Source organism: Bacillus sp. PK6-026, assembly GCF_054161455.1.
The window spans coordinates 3,653,704-3,674,814 of record NZ_CP096418.1; the positions used below are offsets into that span (position 1 = coordinate 3,653,704).

At 48.5% G+C, this 21,111-nt stretch carries 20 protein-coding genes; 3 read left to right on the plus strand and 17 right to left on the minus strand.

Going from position 1 to position 21,111, the window contains the following annotated elements; translation table 11 throughout:
* Window positions 1–124: 124 nt before the first annotated feature.
* Window positions 125–865: a FadR/GntR family transcriptional regulator gene (locus M1D59_RS18675; RefSeq protein ID WP_020453015.1), complete on the minus strand. Its 741-nt coding sequence runs from the start codon at window positions 863–865 to the stop codon at window positions 125–127.
* Window positions 866–1,066: 201 nt separating this feature from the next.
* Between M1D59_RS18675 and lutP the strand changes: the two genes are divergently transcribed.
* Complete coding sequence (lutP, locus tag M1D59_RS18680; protein WP_020453016.1) at window positions 1,067–2,758, plus strand: L-lactate permease LutP; 1,692 nt, start codon at window positions 1,067–1,069, stop codon at window positions 2,756–2,758.
* Between the two features lie 33 nt (window positions 2,759–2,791).
* Here the strand turns inward: lutP and rpoN are convergent, their stop codons facing one another.
* The gene (gene rpoN, locus M1D59_RS18685) at window positions 2,792–4,102 is read right to left on the minus strand and encodes an RNA polymerase factor sigma-54 (RefSeq protein WP_458117586.1); all 1,311 of its coding nucleotides are present in this window, start codon (window positions 4,100–4,102) and stop codon (window positions 2,792–2,794) included.
* A 73-nt stretch (window positions 4,103–4,175) separates the two neighbouring features.
* Here rpoN and yvfG point away from each other — a divergent pair, with 73 nt between their 5' ends.
* The gene (gene yvfG / locus M1D59_RS18690) at window positions 4,176–4,391 is read left to right on the plus strand and encodes a protein YvfG (protein WP_003185491.1); all 216 of its coding nucleotides are present in this window, start codon (window positions 4,176–4,178) and stop codon (window positions 4,389–4,391) included.
* A 16-nt stretch (window positions 4,392–4,407) separates the two neighbouring features.
* Here the strand turns inward: yvfG and M1D59_RS18695 are convergent, their stop codons facing one another.
* From M1D59_RS18695 to M1D59_RS18765, 15 genes are all read right to left on the minus strand, one after another.
* Entirely contained in the window at window positions 4,408–5,385 is a 978-nt protein-coding gene (locus M1D59_RS18695; protein WP_043054481.1) for a polysaccharide pyruvyl transferase family protein, read from the minus strand.
* A 10-nt stretch (window positions 5,386–5,395) separates the two neighbouring features.
* Window positions 5,396–6,541, minus strand: a complete 1,146-nt coding sequence (locus M1D59_RS18700) for a DegT/DnrJ/EryC1/StrS family aminotransferase (protein ID WP_268015935.1) — start codon at window positions 6,539–6,541, stop codon at window positions 5,396–5,398.
* Window positions 6,528–7,193, minus strand: a complete 666-nt coding sequence (locus M1D59_RS18705; protein WP_458117587.1) for an acetyltransferase — start codon at window positions 7,191–7,193, stop codon at window positions 6,528–6,530. The genes M1D59_RS18700 and M1D59_RS18705 overlap by 14 nt, the downstream gene beginning before the upstream one ends.
* Complete coding sequence (locus M1D59_RS18710) at window positions 7,193–7,795, minus strand: sugar transferase (protein ID WP_039073029.1); 603 nt, start codon at window positions 7,793–7,795, stop codon at window positions 7,193–7,195. Before M1D59_RS18710 ends, M1D59_RS18705 begins: the two co-directional genes overlap by 1 nt.
* A gap of 20 nt (window positions 7,796–7,815) precedes the next feature.
* Entirely contained in the window at window positions 7,816–9,372 is a 1,557-nt protein-coding gene (locus tag M1D59_RS18715; RefSeq protein ID WP_031305047.1) for an MATE family efflux transporter, read from the minus strand.
* Window positions 9,369–10,388, minus strand: coding sequence for a glycosyltransferase (locus M1D59_RS18720; RefSeq protein WP_020453023.1), 1,020 nt, complete (start codon window positions 10,386–10,388; stop codon window positions 9,369–9,371). Before M1D59_RS18720 ends, M1D59_RS18715 begins: the two co-directional genes overlap by 4 nt.
* Window positions 10,385–11,464 carry a polysaccharide pyruvyl transferase family protein gene (locus tag M1D59_RS18725; protein WP_458117588.1) on the minus strand — a complete coding sequence of 360 codons (1,080 nt, stop codon included), beginning with the start codon at window positions 11,462–11,464 and terminating at the stop codon, window positions 10,385–10,387. Before M1D59_RS18725 ends, M1D59_RS18720 begins: the two co-directional genes overlap by 4 nt.
* An 11-nt stretch (window positions 11,465–11,475) precedes the next feature.
* A complete protein-coding gene (locus M1D59_RS18730; RefSeq protein WP_020453025.1) occupies window positions 11,476–12,507 on the minus strand; it encodes a glycosyltransferase family 2 protein in 1,032 nt (343 codons plus the stop codon).
* A 55-nt stretch (window positions 12,508–12,562) separates the two neighbouring features.
* On the minus strand, window positions 12,563–13,666 hold the full coding sequence (locus M1D59_RS18735) for an EpsG family protein (protein WP_020453026.1): 1,104 nt from the start codon (window positions 13,664–13,666) through the stop codon (window positions 12,563–12,565).
* Between the two features lie 4 nt (window positions 13,667–13,670).
* Window positions 13,671–14,831: a glycosyltransferase family 1 protein gene (locus M1D59_RS18740; RefSeq protein ID WP_020453027.1), complete on the minus strand. Its 1,161-nt coding sequence runs from the start codon at window positions 14,829–14,831 to the stop codon at window positions 13,671–13,673.
* Entirely contained in the window at window positions 14,824–15,666 is an 843-nt protein-coding gene (locus M1D59_RS18745; protein ID WP_023856332.1) for a glycosyltransferase family 2 protein, read from the minus strand. Before M1D59_RS18745 ends, M1D59_RS18740 begins: the two co-directional genes overlap by 8 nt.
* A complete protein-coding gene (locus M1D59_RS18750) occupies window positions 15,663–16,811 on the minus strand; it encodes a glycosyltransferase family 4 protein (RefSeq protein WP_025810732.1) in 1,149 nt (382 codons plus the stop codon). Before M1D59_RS18750 ends, M1D59_RS18745 begins: the two co-directional genes overlap by 4 nt.
* Before the next feature lie 10 nt (window positions 16,812–16,821).
* On the minus strand, window positions 16,822–18,639 hold the full coding sequence (locus M1D59_RS18755; protein ID WP_445604566.1) for a polysaccharide biosynthesis protein: 1,818 nt from the start codon (window positions 18,637–18,639) through the stop codon (window positions 16,822–16,824).
* Window positions 18,640–18,898: 259 nt separating this feature from the next.
* The gene (locus tag M1D59_RS18760; protein WP_020453031.1) at window positions 18,899–19,591 is read right to left on the minus strand and encodes a CpsD/CapB family tyrosine-protein kinase; all 693 of its coding nucleotides are present in this window, start codon (window positions 19,589–19,591) and stop codon (window positions 18,899–18,901) included.
* The gene (locus M1D59_RS18765; protein WP_458117589.1) at window positions 19,581–20,333 is read right to left on the minus strand and encodes a YveK family protein; all 753 of its coding nucleotides are present in this window, start codon (window positions 20,331–20,333) and stop codon (window positions 19,581–19,583) included. The genes M1D59_RS18760 and M1D59_RS18765 overlap by 11 nt, the downstream gene beginning before the upstream one ends.
* A 236-nt stretch (window positions 20,334–20,569) precedes the next feature.
* On the opposite strand from M1D59_RS18765, the gene slrR reads away from it, so the two are divergent.
* The gene (slrR, locus tag M1D59_RS18770; RefSeq protein WP_023856335.1) at window positions 20,570–21,028 is read left to right on the plus strand and encodes an HTH-type transcriptional regulator SlrR; all 459 of its coding nucleotides are present in this window, start codon (window positions 20,570–20,572) and stop codon (window positions 21,026–21,028) included.
* The last annotated feature ends 83 nt before the right edge of the window (window positions 21,029–21,111 follow it).

Here is a 21,111-nt window from a genome sequence, read left to right on the forward strand (position 1 = left end):
CCCCTCTCCAACCCGATAAATCAGGTCATCTGATGACTTGGTTAGAAAACCCTCTTTCTCCATCTTACACCTTGGTAAAATTTTTTGAAAGGGGTTTCTTTTTCGTTTTCACTCGGGCCGCTGCTTATATGGCCGGCTCGTCGGCCTGTTTCGTTTCTTCAAAATATGAGGCCAGCACATTTTCCACATTCGTCAGATGATTGTGCATCGCCTGTTCTGCTTTTTGGCCGTCTTTTTCCATCACAGCCTGATAGATGGCATCGTGTTCCTCATAAAGGCGCTTAACGGTTGTGTTCTTCGAGAACAGCCAAATTTTGCGCGTCTCCCTCATCGTCTCAATTAAGAGTGATGACACATGATTCATCAAGCCTTTCAGCAGATCGTTTTGCGAGGCGCCGGCAAGCGCAAGATGAAACGCGAGGTCGGCTTTTTCGCCAAGTTCGCCGTTCCCATCCGCCTGCTTCATATCCTCAAGTGCGGCCTGCATGCGCCCGAGATCTTCTTCTGTGCGTTTTTGAGCCGCACTTGAAACAGCTCCGATTTCAAGAATCTTACGGACTTCGAGCAGTTCAGCGACGTCTTTCTTTTTCATCAAAAGCGCAGCCGAAAGGGGGATGGAAATTTGCTCAGGCTCAAACCTTTTCACATACGTTCCTTCCCCCTGCTTCATTTCGACCATCCCCATCGCTTTTAACGCAGACAGCGCTTCCCTGACGGCCGAACGGCTGACCTGAAAGCTTTCGGCGAGCGCCTGAACGGAGTCAAGCTTATCACCTGGCTCAAGCTCTCCGCTTTTAATCGATTCAAGAAGCGCTTCTGCGACTTCTTCGTATATTTTTTTCGTCTTGATTTGTTTGTATTTCAACTTTTTTCACCTCGTAACCAGACTGGGCATGATGCGCTATTTTTTATTATACCGTTCTTTCCGTCCGGAACATATAGACTTCGGCTCCATGCAAAAAAAGATTGTAATTTATGACATTGAGAAATATAATGCTAAATGATCAGTCTTATCATCATGTCATCAGATGACTGAGTGAGACTTTGAACAAAGGGGGAATTGGAGATGGGATGGACGCAAGATTATACTCCGCTGGGGAACAGTTTGCTGCTCTCTTCGCTTGCAGCGCTTATACCGATTTTGTATTTTTTCTGGGCTCTGGCAATCAAAAGAATGAAAGGGCATACAGCGGGTGTGTCGACTTTGCTGATTGCGCTCGCGCTGGCCGTTTTCGTATACGGCATGCCCGCTCATCAGGCTGTGATGTCGGCTTCACAAGGGGCGGTTTACGGGCTGCTTCCGATCGGCTGGATCATTGTGACTTCCGTTTTTTTGTACAAGCTTACAGTCAAAACCGGCCAATTTGAAATCATCAGGAGCTCGGTATTATCGATCACAGATGACCGCCGTTTGCAAGCACTTTTGATAGCGTTTTCATTCGGGGCGTTTTTAGAAGGAGCGGCAGGCTTCGGCGCCCCTGTCGCAATCTCGGCCGCATTGCTTGTCGGCCTCGGCTTCAATCCGTTGTACGCGGCGGGCATATGCCTGATCGCTAACACGGCGCCTGTCGCTTTCGGAGCGATCGGCATTCCGATTATCGCGGTTGAAGGGCCGACGGGGATTCCTGCGATGGACATTTCAAAAATGGTCGGACGCCAGCTCCCGTTTTTATCTGTATTTATTCCGTTTTATTTGATTATCATCATGAGCGGCTTGAAAAGGGCTTGGGAAGTGCTGCCGGCGATTCTCGTGTCGGGTGTCTCTTTTGCCGTTACACAGTATGTAAGCTCAAACTTTCTGGGGCCTGAGCTCCCGGATATTTTGTCAGCCATCGTATCGCTTATCGCGCTCGCTGTATTCTTAAAATTTTGGAAACCGAAAACGATATTCAGATTTTCACATGAAAAGGAAATGGCCGCTGCCGCGGAGGCGCAGCAGCTTGAACATCAAAAGGCCTCATACTCGGCTGGGCAGATTTTCAAGGCGTGGACACCGTTTTTGCTGCTCACGGCAATGGTCTCCATCTGGGGAATTCCAGCTGTCAAACAGGCGCTGACAGGCCATTACGAAGGGTCAAATCCATTGCTGCTGTTCATTAGTGATATCGGCGGCAGGCTGACGTTCGCGCCCGGTGTGCCTTTTTTGCACAATCAAATTCTCGATGGCTCCGGAAAACCGCTTGAAGCTCTTTATAAACTTGATCTCGCCGGATCGGCGGGAACGGCGATCCTGATTGCCGCCGTACTGACAAAGTTTGTCACAGGCATGCCTTGGAAAGAATGGGGCGCCGTGTTTACAGAATCGCTGAAAGAACTCGGCAAGCCGATATTAACGATCGCTTCCGTTGTCGGTTTTGCCTATGTCACCAACTCTTCGGGCATGAGCACAACACTTGGCATGTCCCTTGCGATGACGGGTTCAATGTTCGCATTCTTTTCTCCCGTTCTCGGCTGGCTCGGCGTCTTTATAACCGGTTCAGATACGTCGGCCAATTTGCTGTTCGGCAGTCTGCAAAAAGTGACGGCACAGTCGGTCGGAATGGAGCCGGTGCTGTCTGTGGCGGCCAACTCTTCGGGCGGCGTCACCGGAAAGATGATCTCTCCGCAGTCGATTGCTGTCGCCTGCGCAGCCGTCGGACTGGCAGGAAAGGAATCCGATTTGCTGCGCTTTACACTGAAACACAGCCTGTTTCTTCTGTTCCTGGTTTGCATGATCACGTTCCTGCAGCATCACCTGTTTGCGTGGATGATCCCGTAAAAAAGCCGCCGGCGTTCGTGCCGGACGGCTTCTTTATTGATATCTCTTTCTGACAGACGAAGGCAGTATATTAAGCTGATCGCGGTATTTGGCGACGGTCCGCCTCGATATGACGATGCCGTGCTTTTCGTTTAAAAGGTCGGCCAGCTTCTGGTCTGAAAGCGGTTTCATTTTATTTTCTTCATCGATCAGCCGACGAAGATGCGCTTTGACTGTGTGACTTGACGTATGTCCGTCAGCGGCATCCTTTACCTTCGCCGAAAAAAACCGTTTAAGCTCGCACAGCTCAAAAGGCGTCTGCACGATTTTCCCTTTGACTGCACGGCTTACTGTTGATTCGTGAACCCCGAGGGCATCGGCGACTTCTTTTAATGTGAGCGGCTTCAGTTCGTCTTTCCCTTTTAAAAAATAATCTTTTTGACGCACCATAATTTCCGCCATCACCCTCCGCATCGTTTCCCGTCTTTGCCTGAGGGCATTGTCGAGCCATTTCCACTGCTTGAACTTATCAGAGATATAAACGGTCGCCTCGTCTTTTGACTGGCGCTGCAAAAACGGCTCGTAAAACGCGTTAAGCTGGATATCGGGAAAAGAACGGCTGCTGAGCTCAAGCACCAATTTTCCATCCTCGGCTGAAATGATGACATCAGGCTCGATATAGACTCTGCCTTCATCCGTGCCATACATCAATCCGGGACGCGGCGACAGCTCTGCAACAAGATCTTGTATGTCCTGAAGCTCTGAGAGCGAAAGGCCCGCTCTCTCAGACAGCTCTTTCCATCCTTTTTTGGCAAACAGGTCAAAGTATAGGGAAATAACTTTTTCCGCTTTTGCCGTCTCCTTTGGCAGACGATTTAATTGGATCAGGATGCATTCCTGAAGCGACCGCGCTCCGATGCCTGCCGGATCAAGAGTCTGCAGCTTGCCCAAGACTTCTTCCACTTCTTCTCTGGTGACAGCCAGCTCGGAAGCGATAAAGGCGATGTCTTCTGTCACATATCCGTTTCGATCAAGGGATTCGACCAGGTAGCTGAAAATCCGCTTTTCCCGGTTTGACAGCCGGAGATCGAGCGCCTGCTGTTTCAAGACGCTTTTGATATCTTCACGGGAATGCGCCGTCTCAGAGCGGCTCATTCCTTCATTTTGCAAATGACGATTCGTTTTATGGTAAAATGATCGGGGAATATCGGGGTCTTTTCGTTCGATCAGGGGGTTTTCCAATGAGAGTTCGTCAATCCGGCTGTTCAGCTCGGCCGACGAATACTGAAGCATATGAATGGCTTGGGCAAGCCCTTGCGTCAAGTGAAGTTTTGCCGTTTGCTGCTGCTGTACATGCAAGTTCATCATATCTCCCCTCCCACTATTAGTTTACACGATCGGTTCCGTACCGTATAGACTTAAAAAAGGAGTGTTACCATTGACAGAACTTTTCTCTGTGCCCTATTTCATAGAAAATTTTAAAACCCATATTGAAATGCATCCAAATGAGGATAAAATTCACGCAATGAACAGCTACTACCGTTCAGTCGTGTCAACGCTTGTCCAAGACCAGCTGACAAAAAACGCGGTCGTCTTAAAACGGATTCAGCATTTGGATGAAGCCTACAACAAAGTAAAGCGCGAAGAAGCATAGCAAAAAAAACCGCCTGTCATACGTGAACAGGCGGTTTTTCTGCTTCTTCCGGATTGTTTTGAATCAGTTTTGTACTCGGGATATCCTTCATCCATGTGTTGTAGTAATTTGCGTTTTTTCCGTAGGAGTTGTCAATCACGACATTTTCTTTTCCGAGCAGACACGATAAGATGTGGCCGTGCAGCCTTGAAGTAACGACGGATTCATAGCGGTTGAAAAAACGGATTGATTTGTCGACGAGGCTGTCCGAATAGCGTTTCCAATAAGAAGCGATCGGCAGCGGATTGCCGGCTTTTTTGTTGAGGACATTGATCGTCTGCAAGCGTTTGATTCCGCGTTTGTCGCCTTCTGACAAGATAACGTTCCAATCGTACGTATCCGGCTCCTCTGCTTTTTGCAGGCTGCTGTTTGCTTCTTTGTCGGTTCTGATCAACCGCAGAACGGACTCAGAAGGCTTTTCGGCAGGTGCCGCGATCGGCCAGAGCTGGTGAGCCATATCGGGCATCATTCTGATGTTTTTCACCCCTTCGAAATGCTTGAGAGCAAATTCGAAGGATGCCTTTTCCCGCGTGAATAAGTGCAGATCCGGGTGAGCCGCCAAAATGCCGCGCGTTTTTTTTGCATTTTCTTCATGTTCATAATAAATCGACTGCGGCAGAATGACGATCCGGTGGTCCGGGTAATGTTCGACAACCCGTTCCCTGAACTGCTGAAAGTGAGGGTACAAATCGCCGAAATTGCCGCCCCCCTGACAAACGATGATGGCGTCCTTTGGAATGCGGCGGCCCGGAATAAAATTCTCTGCATTCCATCTTTCGCGCACCTTGATGCCGTATGCTTCAAAAAAAGCTTCCGTTCCTTTCATGATCAATAAGTCCCCGACGTTTCCGTAGAGCGGGTAGTCCAAGTAAACGACTGATGAAAGTCTTGGGATGACATCCAAAATTTCTGCCAGCTTATGCTTTAAGCTGTCCATGGAATATGTAATCGCCATGTTTAGCACCTCATTTATATTTAATCCGGTCGGCCACGATTTGAATCACCCGGTCCTGCTCTTTTCGCGTCATACTTGATCCTGACGGCAGGCAGAGCCCGCGCTGAAATAAGTCGCAGCAGACAGAGCCTTGGTCATCGTGCTGATAAAAGGCCGCTCCTTTAAAAAGGGGCTGTCTGTGCAATGGCTTCCATAACGGCCGGGCTTCAATGTTTTCATTTGCGAGCTGTTCAATGATGTCCGCCGGTGTTGTTTGAATCTTTGCTGTATCAAACGTTAATGTCGTGAGCCAGCGGTTTGACATGCCGGCTTCAGGCATGAATTCTATACCTTCGATACCGGCGAGCGCCTCCTGATAGCGCTCGAAGATCGCCCGTCTGGCGTGTACCCTGTCATCCAGGACGGCGAGCTGAGCGATGCCGATTCCGGCCAGGACATTGCTCATCCGGTAATTGTAGCCCGCTTTTTCGTGCTGATAATGAATGGCGGGCTCGCGCGCCTGAGTGGCTAAAAAGCGCGCCTTCTTCAAAGCGTCTTCATCATCGCTGACAAGCATTCCTCCACCTGATGTGGTGATGATTTTGTTGCCGTTGAACGAATAAATGCCGAAGCGTCCGAAGGTTCCGCTTTTTCTGCCCTTATAAACAGAACCTAGCGATTCGGCCGCATCTTCAATAACAGGGACGGCAAATCGATCGCAAATCGCGATAATCTCGTCTATTTTCGCGCTTTGGCCATACAAGTTGACGACGATGACGGCTTTCGGAAGATTTCTGGCCCGCTCCGCTTCGTCGAGCGCCCGTTCAAGCGCCTCGGGCGACATGTTCCATGTATCCCGTTCAGAATCGATGAAAACCGGCTCAGCCTGCTCATATATAATCGGATTGGCGCTCGCTACAAACGTAAAGGAAGAACAGAAGACCGTATCGCCTTTGCCGACGCCGAGCAATTTCAACGCCAGGTGGATTGCGGCTGTTCCTGAGCTAACTGCCGCGGCACCGGACGTCCCCGCATAGGCGGCAAGCTTTTCTTCGAATGTATCGACAAGGGGACCGAGCGGCGCGATCCAGTTTGTCCGAAACGCTTCAGCTACATAGCGCTCTTCGTCTCCGCTCATGTGCGGCGGGGATAAATAAATTCGCTTATTCTGACTCATGTTTTTCACCCTTTTTCCTGCTGTGATATTTAATTTTTCTTGCAGGGACTCCGACAGCGGTACAATCATCAGGAATGTCGTGAATGACGGATGATCCCGCTCCCGTCACGCTCCAGCGGCCGATTGTCTTTCCGGGAATGACCGCCGTTCCCGCTCCGAGATGAGCGCCTTCCATAACTGTCACACCGCCGGTTAGCACCGTTCCCGGCGAAAGATGAACGTAATCGCCGATCCGGTTGTCATGTTCGACGATCACACCTGTGTTGACAATCGTGTGGATGCCGATGTGGGCATCCGCTTGGATAACGCTCGACGCCATGACAACGGCGCCGTTTTGAATCCGGGCCGAACCGCTGATCACGGCGGACGGATGAATCAAAACCGCATACCGGTCAAGCGGAAGGCCGAGACGTTCATACAGCTTCTTTCTGATGCCGTTTTGACCGACAGCTAAGACGAACTTCACGTCCGGATGCAATCGCGCAAGTTCTTCTGCTGCGCTTGAAGGCCCGCGATACAGACCGTTCTCGACATGAAGCTCCGCATACCGGTCATCGAGAATACCGGCAAGCGCCGTATCAGGCCGTGCTTTTACAAGATCCAGAACGACTTTCCCATGGCCGCCGGCTCCGATGATCACCACATTTTGCATCAGGCATTCCTTCTCCCCGTAAATTTTTCTGCTGTCACATGGCGGTCCTGGCTGACGCCTTCCGACTTCAAGACTTTTACGACAGTCAACAAAAGGATTTTGAGATCAAGCAAAAAAGAACGATGATCCACATACCAGACATCAAGTTCAAACTTTTCCTCCCATGTCACTTTATTTCTCCCGTTGATCTGCGCCCAGCCCGTGATGCCCGGCTTGACTTCATGCCGTCTCCATTGCCGCTTCGTATAGAGGGGAATATACTCCATCAAAAGCGGCCGCGGCCCGACGAGGCTGAGATCTCCTTTGATGACGTTGATCAGCTGCGGCAATTCGTCGAGGCTCGTTTTTCTGATCAGCCGCCCCGTCTTTGTCAGCCGTTTTTCATCGCTTAGCAGATTGCCTGCTTCATCTCTTTCATCAGTCATTGTTCTGAATTTATATAATGTAAAAGGCTCGCCATTCAGCCCCGGACGGGTTTGGCGAAATAAAACAGGCGAGCCGATTTTCCATCTGATGAGGCAAGCTGTCAGGATCATGGCCGGACTGAGCGCGATCAGCAAAATAACCGACAATGAAAGATCGAAAAACCGTTTCGCTAGCACGAAAAACGCACCCCTTTCTTTTATTTAAAAAATCCCTTTTGAAACGGGAAGGATAAAGAGCATCGAAATGCTTGGAGCCTTGTTGTGACAATATGCCGTTCCGCTTTCGTCAACATGACGAAATAGGCAAACAGGCCGTATGTCCCCGTCGCAGCAAGCGCCGTGACAAACAGGGACAGCAGGCTGTCGATTGCAAATAAGTATTGAAGAGCGTAACAGACAGCCAAGGTAAATGAAGCACCGGCAACCGGCCTGTATATACCTTTATAAAAAACCCTTTTTCTTTCACCCGTAATCTTTGACGCATAAATCGGAGTGAAGACGACATTTTTCAGCATTAAAGCTGCCGCACCGGCCAGCGCAATTCCGTAAAGGCCGAGTCCCGCCGGTCCGCTCAGCACGATGGCAAGCAGCAAATTGACAACGCCGAAGGCAACCGTGGTCAGCGCCGGTGTTCTCAGCTTGTTATAGGCGGTAAAAATATAAAAAAGCGGCGCCGGGCTTAATGAAACAACCAAATAACCCGCATGTATCAGTAAAAGCCATTTCAAATGTTCGAATGAAGGGCCAAGCCACAGCGACAGAAACGGGCCGGCAAGCCCGCCCAGAAGCGCAGCCGGCAAAGCGAGCAGAATGCCGTTAATTCTGACGGCCTGGTTGGCATAGCGGACGAGCCCTTCTTTGTCGCCTTTTGAATAATAGAGTGTAATCGTAGGTGAAAATACGGCCGCAAGCGTTCCCGAAAGCGTCCGCAATAACAGCGGAAACTGAATGATCGCGGCGTACATGCCGGATTCGGAAACCCCCAGCATCACATTCGCCACCATTAAATCGATTTGCAGAAACAGCAGGACGCCGACTTGGCTGACGGAGCTCCATCCTCCCGCCTGAAGCAGTTTTTTGCACTTTGCAAACGACATATCCCTCACACGAAACGTAAACCATGGGATCAATTTCTTAAAGAAAAAGATCGACAGGATGCACGCCGAAGCGGTTGCGATAAGAGCGGCGAGCTGAATGTGCCAGATCTTCGGTGCAAACCACGCGAAAATCAACAATACGCTCAAGACGCGAATCAGCATTTGGACGGCCTGGATCGTGCTTGTAATATAGATTTTATTGGCAAAAAACGGACCGGCGGCAAATCCCGACATCACAAAGGTCAATAAAAACAGCAGGCTCCCGATCAAAAGCGCGATCTGCACATCCCCCAAAAGACCGGCGGGAACGCGAATGATCTGATCGATAAAAAACACCGTGCCGCCAAGCGGAAAAAACAAGATGACCGAAAGCACCAGTGATGAAACGATGTAGGTATTCATATAGCCCCTCGCTTCATCAAGCGCCCCCCTGTGGGCGGAAACAGAAAAAAACCGGACAACGACCGCGCTCAAGGCAACCGTAATAATCGAAAAGTAATTGATCATATTCTGCGTGAGATGGACAAACCCAAACGCCTCAACACCGAGGTTCTTGATAACATAAGGCGTCAGCCACATCGAAAACAGCACCGATAATAAAAAAGACGCCACATTGGCGCCGAGATTCAAAATAAATGTCTTATTCAAAAGGCTCATCCCTTACTGGGCAGATTTCGTTTAAAAAACAATTCGAGCAGGATCGGAATATTCAGCTTGCATAGCAATAAAACGAGCCGTTGGCCGATTAAAAGATTGCGGTTGCGGAGAGACGTTGATTTGACGCACGACTGCACCATCCGGTAAGACAAAATGTCTTTAATGTGCCGCCTCACCTGCTTTGAAGGCTTCGGTTCCGCACAGGCATTGGCTAAAAGCATCGGAATTTGATGTTTGCATGTGTACGTTTCCAGATCGTCCGCACATTCATCCAAAAGCTGAAACGTCTCATAGAATCTCCTTTTCGCCCGGTACTGCCTTTTCAGGCTTTCGTCCATGTACGGTTTAAACGGCACCTCCGTCAGGCTATCCGGATTGCACCTGTACATGTAGTAGCCGTCATCGATCGCTCTCACCCGTTTCGCTGCATAAAAGGCGTACAAATTGAACGGCGAATCCTCTGCAAAACGAATGTCCTCAAAAAAGTACAACTGGTTTTTCTTTAGCAGGTCGCGCCTGTACAAATTCCGCCACACATACCAGATGAAGCGGGTTTCGTGCGCCTTTTTGAGCTCGCGTTTAATATCCCAGCTCAACAAGAGACGATCGGTCGGCAGCGGCGGCGGGAAATAGGTGTCTTCCGCATCGGAATGTTTATGATACCCGCACATGACGATATCAAGGTCGTCTTTTTTGGCAGCGGCGTACATGTTTTCAAACATGGCAGACAATACAAAATCATCACCGTCGACAAATCCCACATAATCTCCTGTCGCGGCTTGAAGACCGGCATTTCTCGCCGAGCTCAGCCCGCCGTTTTTTTTATGAATCACTTTCACTCTGGCATCCAGGCTGCAGTACTTTCTCGCTATCTCCCCGGATCTGTCGGGAGAGCCGTCATCGACAAGGATGATTTCAATATTTTTCAGCGTCTGCCTGCGCAGCGAATCGACGCATTCTTCTATATAATCTTCGACATTGTACATCGGAACAATGATACTGACGAATGGCTTCATTGGACATCACCCATAATTTTCTGTCTTAAATCTGTGAAATAATGCTCCCTTGATGGAGTCGCACGATACGAATCACCGGTCTTAATCAGCTCTTCAATTGCGCCGAGAACCTCTGCCGCATCGGGATTTTCCACAAGCTTCATCGAAGGAACGCTTTTCAGCCAGCGAAAGCCTTCAAGCACCTTATGATCAAAAGAGCGGATCACAACGCACGGCGTCCCTGTAATCGCACAAAAAATCATGCCGTGCAGCCTGTCTGTCACAACGACCTCCGCACCTCTCAGCTGATCCCAAAGCCGATTCAGCTCCTTCTCGCGGGACATGCGGCTGACCCTCCTGCCGATCGTCGTTGTAAAAGTTTGCACGCCGCCGTATTCGTCGCCGACAGCCTTCATCAGCTTTTCACGCTCTTCCGGTCTGAGAAAGCTTTCTTTATCCTCTCTTAAACAAACCAGCACACCGTCTCTTTCAGACTGCTGTTCTTTCTTTAAATAAAGCACCATATCAGGCTGCTTCACAATCGTTTGCTTTGAAAAATGCTGTTTCATAAATTGATAGGTTGTATCATCGCGCGCCATCATAAACAGCCGGCGATGGGAGTTGTAGACTTTTTTCGCTCTTTTCAGCTCCTTTTTGCCGCGGGGCGTCTCGGAAAAGTGCGCGGTGGCTGGGAGCTGGACAATTTTATAATGCTTGAATGTTTTGATAATAAAGCGCCTCGTCCATTCCTCATTGCGGTACAAATCCCCCATGTTTCCTCCGCCGATAATGAACACCATATCCTCGGGGTGGCGGATGCGCATGAGGGCTTTTGCATGTTTGTAAATATCGTTGATGCCGATTTCAATTAATTCAAAATCGGGAAACTCGTTTTCTATGAATGTCCGGCTTGCCAGGGCAATCGCGTGATCTCCCAAATTATCATGGGACGGAATTAAAGTCAGAATGATTTTTTTCTTGCCTTTGTATTGATCAAAACGCTTCAAACCCGGCGTTCCCATCACATATTCAGAAGGATATTTCACCTTGAGCAAAAGCCATTCTGCAAGATTGATCTTCAGTTCCTGAAAGGTCATTTCCTCACCGCCTATTTCTTCATTCTGTGCTCGATCATTTTCTGGTAAATGGCCGCAAATCCATACACTGCCGGCATAAACCGCAAGCGAATCAGCATAAGGAGAAGCTTCTTCTTCGAATCGAATGCCGACATGTCCACCGCGGGAATTTTCCCCCTGAATTCCGGACAGGCGCATATGCTGCGGATATTTTTATATTTTTCTATTGAAGGATTTTGGTTTCGGCTCTTGCATTCATTTAAAATACTGATGCAGCCGTGGTTGACGATAAAGACGTGCAGCGCCTCCTTTAAAGCCGGAAGCTCTCCGTGCTTTGTCAGGCAGTCAAGGTTCGCTTCATAAAGAGCGAGCCCGTCTTCAAACAGCCCCGCCTGATACTTTTGGACGATGGACGACAGGTGGACCCTGTAATGATAAAGCGGCTTAGTCACGAACGCCGCCGTATTCGCATATAGAAGGCATCTGAAGCTGAAGTATTGATCTTCGATGTTTTCCAGCTCGTCGCGCAGCGGGAAAACGAGCTTATGCTGCTCAATCAGGCTCCGCCTGTAGAGCTTGTTCCAGGAAAAGCCGCTTACTTGACCCTTTAATAAAGCTTTTATGAATGCCTCTTTCGGCTTTCCTTCATAGTTTTTCCCGATGTCCGGGCAGACCGTTTTTCCGGTATCCTGAATTTCGACGGCATAATCACAGATGACAAGGTCGGCATCCTCATCCTTTGCTTTTTCATACATAGATTGGCAATAGTCCGGCTCAATCCAGTCGTCGGAGTCGATGAATGCCAAGAACTCGCCTGACGCCGCTTCGATCCCTTTATTGCGGACAGCGCCGAGGCCCTGATTCTCCTGCCGAATCGTTTTGATGCGTCCGTCCTTTCGGGCGTAATGATCAATGATCTTCTGGCTTCCGTCTGTTGAACCGTCATTAACGATAATGATTTCGATATTTTTTAAGGTCTGGCTGATCAGCGATTGCAAACAATTCGGCAAAAAAGCTTCTGTATTATAAACAGCGACCAGTAGACTAACTGCTGGATTTTCCAATGTGATGACTCCTTTGTCGAAATTTTCACAAGACCTAAACGGCCTATTCCGCTATTCAACGTTCAAAAATCGTTCTGTAAGGCAATACCGACGAGTCGAACGGCATGAGCATAAAGCTGTATAAGAAGTAACAGATCAAAATCAAAACATACAGAAGCGCGTTCGATTTCGGTTCGAAAATACGTACAAAATAAGGAACGAGAATCAGCTGATAGAGCCCGAAATAAATGTTGAACCTCGCAAAAATGACATCCTTTGTCGCCAAAATTCCGAACAGGAAACCGATCAGACAAAGGTTGACGATATAATCGACTTCGGGCCAGCGTTTTCTGAGCTGCTCCCTGAAGCAGAATGCAAGTACGAGCGGGAGAAGAAGAACGATGATTTTAATGGCGTTCATGCCGTTCGTATTTTTCATCAGCCATTCTTCGTAATGTCCGTATTGACTGTTTTCAAGCACGACAAGGAATACGGACAAAAATTTTTGATACAGAAAAGTTCCCGCCAAAAATAAGAGCATGAGGCACCAGAGGACAGGCGACCACGCTTTTCTTCTGACGATGAAATAGACAGGAATCATGATCAAAGCCGAAGAATGAAAAAGCGAACAGATCAGCACGACGATCATATAGCGCACCAGCTTCCCATCGATCAGATACCGGACCGCCCAAAACAGAATGGCCGCCGCCATGTATTGGCGAATACCGTTAAACGAAGCGTAATAGTGAAACATGCCGATAAAGAGAAACATGCTCAACTCAAACGGCCTTCCATACACATATAGCGTCTTGACGATATAGATATAGGTAATCGCGGCAACGACGGCAAACATGAGCGCCGGATCGGCTGAAATCTGGTTTAATATCCATAAGAGTGCGGTAAATCCGGGATCTGTCGACGACTTATCTGTTCCGAAACCGAAGATCTCCCAAATGTTGTTGTATTTTCCGGCTAATTCGTAAAGCAGCATATAGGTGTGGTAATCCGTTCCGACCTTGTATCTTAAGCCGGCAACGATAATCAAAGACGCGAGCGGAACGACGGTGAGGATCGCATTCGGACGGTAGCCCGTCGGCAGCCTGTGATCTTCCCTGCCGTACATTTTCGCAAACCATGACCAGATGAAAACAATCCCCATATTCAACATGTAAACAGACATACACTCACTGTCCTTCTGCCGCGGAGATTGAATAGATGTCCATCAGTCTCGCCAAATTTGCTTTTGCATTATAGCCTCTCTCTGCCAGGCTTCTCTCAATCTCCGGCCATGCAGGCTTTTTCGCCTGAGCGGCACGGCTGATATCCTCAGCCCACCGTTCAAAGCCGGCATTTAAGCTGAGACGGGTCAGCAGGCCGAGTCCCAAATCGGTTTCCTCTGTAATATGGTCTGATACAATACAAGGAAGCCCTGACGCCTGCGCTTCGACGAGTACGAGAGGGAGCCCTTCAAACAAAGACGGCATGGCAAATACATCAAACGTCTGCATGAGAGCCGGGATATCTTCGACGACGCCGAGAAACAGAATGTCGTCTTTTACACCGAGAGCGGCGGCTTTTTCTTCCATCTGTCTGCGCAGCGGACCATCACCTGCGAACACCGCTTGAAAAGGCGTGCCCGATTTCTTGAAATGAGCGGCAAGCCCGAGCAGAAACGCGTGGTTTTTCTGTTCAAAAAAACGGCCGACATGTCCGATAACCAATGCGTCTTCCTTGATGCCGAAGCTCTTTTTTGCATCCGTCTTTGAAACGCCATTCGCTTCTTTGAAGCGGTCAAGTTCAATCCCGTTTTGCAAAAGATGGACCGCGTTTTCGCCCATCTTTTTTCCGCCGAATAAAAAACGCCCGGCATCTTTGCCGCAAGCGCACAGAGCCGTAGCACTGGAGAAAATCAAACGGCGGAATGCGAGGAGCTGCCATGTATCCCAAAACCGGGGGTTAGGCTTCCAGGCCGTGTTGTGGGAATGACAGACCCTCACCGGAACGCCGGCGAGCTTGGCCGCCAATGCGGCAAACCCCGTCTGAAAATCCGTATGGGCGTGCACGGCGGCATACGGCCCTTTCTCAACCAAAATCCTTCTGATGTTTTTGATGTAGGCGAGAGGCCCCGACCGCCCGATGCTTGGTACATAAAACACCCGGCCGCCGCGCGTGATGATCTCCGGATCATAATCGCACGTTTCTTCCCGGTGGGAAATAAAATCAAATTGAATATGCCGCCTGTCTGTATGGCGGTATATATTCATAATCATCGTCTCCGCTCCGCCGCGGTTCATTCCGCTTACGATGTGAAGCACCCGTTCTGGTCTCACGCTTCCGTCACTCATGTTTTACGACCCCTCCGCCTTCATTCATCAATCTTCTTTTATGGTATTTGTTCATGATAAAAGGAGGCATGAGCCCCCTGATGATGGGTTTCATCATATAAATGTAGTCTGAGAGCGGCAGCTTCAGCCGTCTGCAGGCGGCAAAGACGATAAACGCATTGTCAATCGAGTAGCTGAACTTTCTCCTTTTAAACGCCGATTCGTCTTCCCTTACTTTGTATAAAGCTTCCTGAAGGTTATAGCCCGTGTAGCCCGCTTCAAAAAAACGGAGCCACAAATCAATATCTTCCATCCTTCTTGTTCTCCGGCCGACCCGATAGCCGTCCAGCGCCTCGTACACTTCCGCTCTCATCATGATCGTCGCATGGCAAAACGGCGTTCCTTTCGCCATGATTCTCGGCCCGGGAGAGGGAGGAAGCATTCTGACGCCTCTGATCCCGTTTTCGTCGAAGGCCATCATTCCGCTGCCGACGACATGATAATGAGATTGTGATTCAAGAAACGCGACCTGTTTTTCAAAACGCCTTGGCAAAGAGATGTCATCTCCGTCCTGGCGCGCGATATATTTCCCGCCGGCGTACCGGAGACAGTGGTTTAGCGAAGCAGCCAGCCGCTGATTCTTCTCGTTTTTAATCAGCTTGATCCTATCTGCGTAATGATCGGCATACCGCCTGGCAACAGCATATGTCCCATCTGTTGATGCATCGTCGCATATAATCAGTTCCCAATTTTTATAGGTTTGATTTAAAATCGACTCGATGCTCTCTGCGATCGTGTCCTCACAATTGTAGACTCCCATAATGACAGAAACTTTCGGCTTTTGACCCCCTGTCATCCTTTCAGCCTCCTTTCAACTGTTTCATGATCCATAAAGGAAGAGTAAATGCCCGCCATTTCTTTGACGGTGCGCTGCTGGGAAAAAGCGGCGGCCGTTCGTCTCCCCGCGTCCCCCATCTTTTTTCGCAAAGAAGGCAGACGGTACAGCTGCAAAATTCGGTCGCTGAACGTTCCGGCGTCTCCCTGCGGTATCAAAAATCCGTTCACGCCCTCTTGAATAACTTCCCGGTGTCCGCGGTTGTCCGCTGCAACGGCGGGCTTTCCTGCCGCCATTCCTTCCAGGAGGTTCATGCCGAGCCCTTCCCTGATGCTTGAAGCGACAGACACATCGGCAAGCTGAATCCATTCGTGGATGTTTTTTTGAAAACCTGCAAACGTGACGGTCGAAGAAACGCCTTTTTGTTCAGCGAGACTTCGGTATTTTTCTTCCATCTGCCCTTTTCCTGCAAACACGAGCTTTAAGTTTGGGGCTCTATCTTTTAAAGCAGCCGCCGTTTCGATGAGCAGCGCCTGGTTTTTATTCGCGTTCAGTTCCGCGGGATATATGAGAATAAAGTCGTCTTCTTTGAAACCGTATGTTTTCCTGAGCAGCATTTTCTCTGTTTCGCTGACAGGATGAAAGCGCTCGGTATCGACGCCGATGCCATGAATTTTTTCTGTTCGCAACGCCTTGCGCAAGCCTTTTGCAAGGACGAAATCTTCTTCATTGATCGTGATTAGGCAATCGGTCAAAGCGGACAGCCCTTTTTCAATCGGATAGTATAGCAGCCAATTCTTTAAAGGTGCACCTTGGCAAAAGTGAAAACCGTGAGCGGTATAGATCACTTTCGTTCCCTCTTTTCTCTGTTTCCGGGCCGCAAGCCTTGCCAGCACGCCTCCCATCGGCGTATGGCAATGAATGATGCTGTACCGGTTTTCGTCAATGATGCGCGCCAGCTCCCGATAGGCTGCGATATTGCTTGCATTCAGAGGAGAACGCCTGATGTCGATATCAAATTTTTTGTCTGTATAAGGCAGTGCCATATCTCCTTTTGCGGCGATATGAACGTTCCACCCCTGCTCTTTAAACCATTTTAAATATGGGAGGTGGAAGGCCTTGAAATGGTAATCCACAGTAGCGCAAAACAAAACCGTTCTTGTCATGTTCTTCCCCCTAGTGCGCTGTCACCAGCTTTTTCTCATGCTGGCCGATCGCTTGGAACAAGCGTTCTCTCAGCTCGCGGTCTGACAAATACATAAATTCCTCCATGAATGTCTTCAGCACCGTTAGCTCGACGTCGACCGCCTTGCCGATATGAATCTTCGGAAAAACCTGCTCTGCCAGCACTTCATTTTGATTCAGCAGCTCTTCGTACATTTTTTCTCCCGGGCGGATGCCTGTAAATTCAATTTTGATCTGGTCTGTCGTATAGCCGGAGAGCTGGATGAGATTTTTGGCGAGATCGACGATTTTGACCGGTTCGCCCATATCGAGCACGAAAATCTGTCTTCCTTTGGCAAGCGCCCCCGCCTGAATAACCAGCCTTGAAGCTTCCGGAATCGTCATAAAGTACCTCGTCATGTCCTGGTGTGTGACAGTGACCGGACCGCCTCTAGCGATTTGTTTTTTGAAAATTGGAATGACGCTTCCCCTGCTGCCGAGAACATTTCCGAAGCGGACGGCGACAAATTTGGTTTTGCTCGTTTTGCCGAGATTCATGATCAGCATTTCTGCGAACCGCTTCGTCGCCCCCATGATATTGGCAGGGTTGACCGCTTTGTCTGACGAGATCAGGACAAAAGTTTCCACTCCGGTTTCGTCGGCGGCTTCAGCGACGTTTTTCGTACCGAGGATATTGTTTTTGACAGCTTCTTTCGGGCATTTTTCCATCAGCGGCACATGCTTGTGTGCAGCTGCATGATAAATGACATTCGGTTTGTAGTGTTCCATCAGCAAAAACATTTTCTCTCTGTCCTGTATGTCGGCGATTTCCGGATAATAGGCGACATGCTTTCCGAACTTCTCCTGCAGTTCCAGCAGAATCGAATGAATGCTGTTTTCTCCGTGCCCGACTAAAACAATCGATTTCGGTTTAAATTTGCTGATTTGCCGGCAGATTTCCGAGCCGATTGAACCTCCGGCTCCCGTCACAAGAACGACGCGGTCCTTGACCGTATTGGAGATTTCGCTTGTATCAAGCTGGACAGGCTCCCTTCCGAGCAAATCTTCCACTTTGACATCGCGAAGCTGGCCGACAGGATGTCTGCCGAGCAAAATTTCGTCTATTTTCGGCATGATTTGCGTTTTGATCCCCGTTTGCGCACACGCCTTGTACATGTCCTGCATCTGAGTGACGCTTAAAGATGGAATGGCGATGATGATCCGGTCAATATTCCACTGCCGAACCGCCTGCATGATCTGCTCTTTTCCGCCTAAAACGGGCAAACCCATGATTTCAAGCCGGTATTTCGTTTTGTCATCATCGATAAATGCGACAGGCTTAATGTTCAATTCCGGCTTTTGCACAAGCTGTTTTGCGATCAAACTGCCGGCAGAGCCGGCTCCGATAATCAGCGCTTTTAAAGATCCTTTGCTTTCTTTGTTCACCTGTTCCCTGATGATGCGCCACATCATCCGCGACCCGCCGATCAAGATCAGCTGGAACAGCCAGCTTAAACATAAAAGGCGAACCGGAACGTTTTGAAAGAAAAACAGTTCGAGGATCGCCGTCACAAGATGGGACAAGGTAATCGATTTAAGCAGCACATATAATTCACCGATGCTTGCGTACTCCCACACTTTTTTGTAAAGGTGGAAGCAATGGGCGAATAAATGCTGAGCGCCAAGCAGTATCAGTGAAGTCATCAGCAGCATTTCCGAAGGGTATAAATCATATGATGGCGAAATCAGCTGATATCCGATAAAGATGGACAGCAAAACCAAGTACGAATCGAGTGCGGTAATAATGGAAAGCCTTCTCCGATATGTCAATTTCCTACCTCCTAATGTATCTTTCTAGCTGATAGGATCTTTTAGGGCAAAATCCCATGAGCTAAAAAGATACGGGCGATTTTCAAATTTAAACCGAGCACGTCAATTAAATAAAAATGGGCATTTAACCCGTCCTCACGCTCCGCCATCGACGACTTGCGTCTAAGGCAGACGGGTAGTCTGCCCACGGTAGAGCCGAGTGCCTCCATCGGTAAAGGCAAGGAGACATCACCTAAAGCGGCGCAGCCGCTTCAAAAGATTACATGGTTGCGTAATTATACTGACGCGCCTTCTTCACTTTCCGCCCGTTCAACACGGCGCCGAGCAGTTCGCTTTTTGAAGAATTCAGCGCGTCCCGCGACTTGATCGCGTTATCAAGCTTTGTTTTTCCGCTGAGGATGACAAGGATGCTTCCATCCACTTGGTTCGCCAATATTTGCGCGTCTGCGACCGGCAATAGCGGCGGTGAATCAAGGATGACTAAATCGTACTGGTTGTACGCTTCAGCAAGCAGATCCTCCATCGCCTGCGACGACAACAACTCGGACGGATTCGGAGGAATCGGACCGCTTGTCAGCACATGGAGATTTTCCGCCGGGCTTTGCTGCACGACATTTTCCAGCGTCGTTTTTTTCATCAATACATTTGTGACGCCAGAATGATTATCGAGCTCAAAAATTTTGTGAATCGTCGGCTTTCTTAAATCCGCGTCGATCAGAAGGACCTTTTTTTCCTGTTGCGAAAATACGACCGCCAAGTTTGAAGCCGAGAATGATTTGCCCTCTCCCGGGAGGCCCGATGTGATGAGCAATGATTTAAACGGCTTCTCAAAGGATGAGAACTCAATGTTGGTCCTGATCGTCCGATATTGTTCGACGATCGGCGCATTAGGCTGATGCAATGCGACAAGCGCCGATTGATATTTGCGAGAGCGTTTTTTTCTAATAGCCAAGCGGCTCACTCCTTCCTGCTTTCACACGGATATTCATATCGGGGTCTCCGCGAAACAGACTTTTTGTATGCTTCATTTGCTCAATACTTCCCAAATAAATAAATCCCGCTTCCTTTTCAACTTGAGACGGCCTTGCAACCGTATCATCGATAAAATCCAAAAAGAACGCCAAAGCGATTCCGGTCATTATTGCGGCGCCGAATGCCAGCAAAATATTCATTTTGTAATTCGGTCTGACAGGAGTCGGCGAATCGACGATGTCGGCTTTTGAAAGGACGGTTATCCGATCGGTGTTCATGATTTGCTTAATCTCTTTTTTAAGCACCGCTGTTAGCGTGTTCGCTATATCGGCTGCCCGTTTCTGATTTTCGTCTTGAACTGTAATGTTAATAATCTCTGATTCGCTTTCACTGCTCGTTGCGATTTTTTCACCCAACCGGCCGGCAGAGTAAGGTAAATCAAGCTCTCTCTTGACTTGCTCCAAAATCACCGGGTTCTTCAGAAGCGCTTGGAATGTCCGCGTGTATTGCAGGTTGATTTGAATATCGCTGTACGTGGCGCTCCCTTTTTTCTCTCCTACTTGATGCACCAAAATCTGCGTCGATGCCTGATAGACAGGTGTCAGCACATAGAACTGAATGATTCCGTTCGTCAATGTTACACCTATTGTCAAAACGAGAATAAGAACCGTTCTTTTTCGCAAGATTGCAATCAGTTCTCTAAAATCAATATTTTCTTTCATGCTTGACTGCCTCCTCTGGAATGCCGTTTGTTAATGATTGGATTATAAAAGAAAAAATTTGAATTGAAAAATGCTGAATTTAGCTATATAGTTCTTTTTAGAGAACAAATCCGTTCGTTTTCTTTTATTTTCTGTCGATATCTTAAATTTTTGAATTTTATAAAGAACAAATTATTTCTTATAATGAACAGGAAAGCGTTTTTATATGAATGGCAAGGGGAAGAGGAGGAATCAGTATGATCGGAAGAGTCATCCGAATGTACAGAAAAAGAAAAGGCTACTCCATTAACCAGCTTGCTGATATAGCAGGCGTATCAAAATCATATTTAAGCAAAATCGAACGCGGCGTTCACAGAAATCCGTCAGTCGAATTCCTAAAAAAAATCTCCCGTGCGCTGAAAGTGGAATTAAAGGAATTGTTTGATACCGAAGTGATCCTTTATCGCCGGACCGAGCATGAAGACGAGTGGAGAACCCACCTTGTACAGGCCGTGCAGGCGGGGATGAACCAGGAAGAACTGTTTCAATTCACACACCGTCTCAAACAGAAAAAGAAAGAACGGACGCTTTATCGAAACAGGGAGCTGACCCAAGCCAATATCGACGAATGGAGAGCCCTTATGTTGGAGGCCAAAGAAATGGGATTAACCGTCAAAGAAGTAGAAGCGTTTTTGATGAGAACAAAAAACCATTAATTCATCCTGCATTCATATTTAATTTTTCAGAAGATAACGGGAGCTTTTGACTTGAAACATTCATCCGGATATAAATCCACATT

Coding starts and splice junctions, on each gene's coding strand:
- lutP (WP_020453016.1), top strand. CDS start 1,067: ATGGGATGGACGCAAGATTATACTCCGCTGGGGAACAGTTTGCTGCTC.
- rpoN (WP_458117586.1), bottom strand. CDS start 4,102: ATGAACTTGCATGTACAGCAGCAGCAAACGGCAAAACTTCACTTGACG.
- M1D59_RS18695 (WP_043054481.1), bottom strand. CDS start 5,385: ATGGCGATTACATATTCCATGGACAGCTTAAAGCATAAGCTGGCAGAA.
- M1D59_RS18700 (WP_268015935.1), bottom strand. CDS start 6,541: ATGAGTCAGAATAAGCGAATTTATTTATCCCCGCCGCACATGAGCGGA.
- M1D59_RS18705 (WP_458117587.1), bottom strand. CDS start 7,193: ATGCAAAATGTGGTGATCATCGGAGCCGGCGGCCATGGGAAAGTCGTT.
- M1D59_RS18715 (WP_031305047.1), bottom strand. CDS start 9,372: ATGAGCCTTTTGAATAAGACATTTATTTTGAATCTCGGCGCCAATGTG.
- M1D59_RS18720 (WP_020453023.1), bottom strand. CDS start 10,388: ATGAAGCCATTCGTCAGTATCATTGTTCCGATGTACAATGTCGAAGAT.
- M1D59_RS18725 (WP_458117588.1), bottom strand. CDS start 11,464: ATGACCTTTCAGGAACTGAAGATCAATCTTGCAGAATGGCTTTTGCTC.
- M1D59_RS18735 (WP_020453026.1), bottom strand. CDS start 13,666: ATGTCTGTTTACATGTTGAATATGGGGATTGTTTTCATCTGGTCATGG.
- M1D59_RS18740 (WP_020453027.1), bottom strand. CDS start 14,831: ATGAGTGACGGAAGCGTGAGACCAGAACGGGTGCTTCACATCGTAAGC.
- M1D59_RS18745 (WP_023856332.1), bottom strand. CDS start 15,666: ATGACAGGGGGTCAAAAGCCGAAAGTTTCTGTCATTATGGGAGTCTAC.
- M1D59_RS18750 (WP_025810732.1), bottom strand. CDS start 16,811: ATGACAAGAACGGTTTTGTTTTGCGCTACTGTGGATTACCATTTCAAG.
- M1D59_RS18765 (WP_458117589.1), bottom strand. CDS start 20,333: ATGAAAGAAAATATTGATTTTAGAGAACTGATTGCAATCTTGCGAAAA.
- slrR (WP_023856335.1), top strand. CDS start 20,570: ATGATCGGAAGAGTCATCCGAATGTACAGAAAAAGAAAAGGCTACTCC.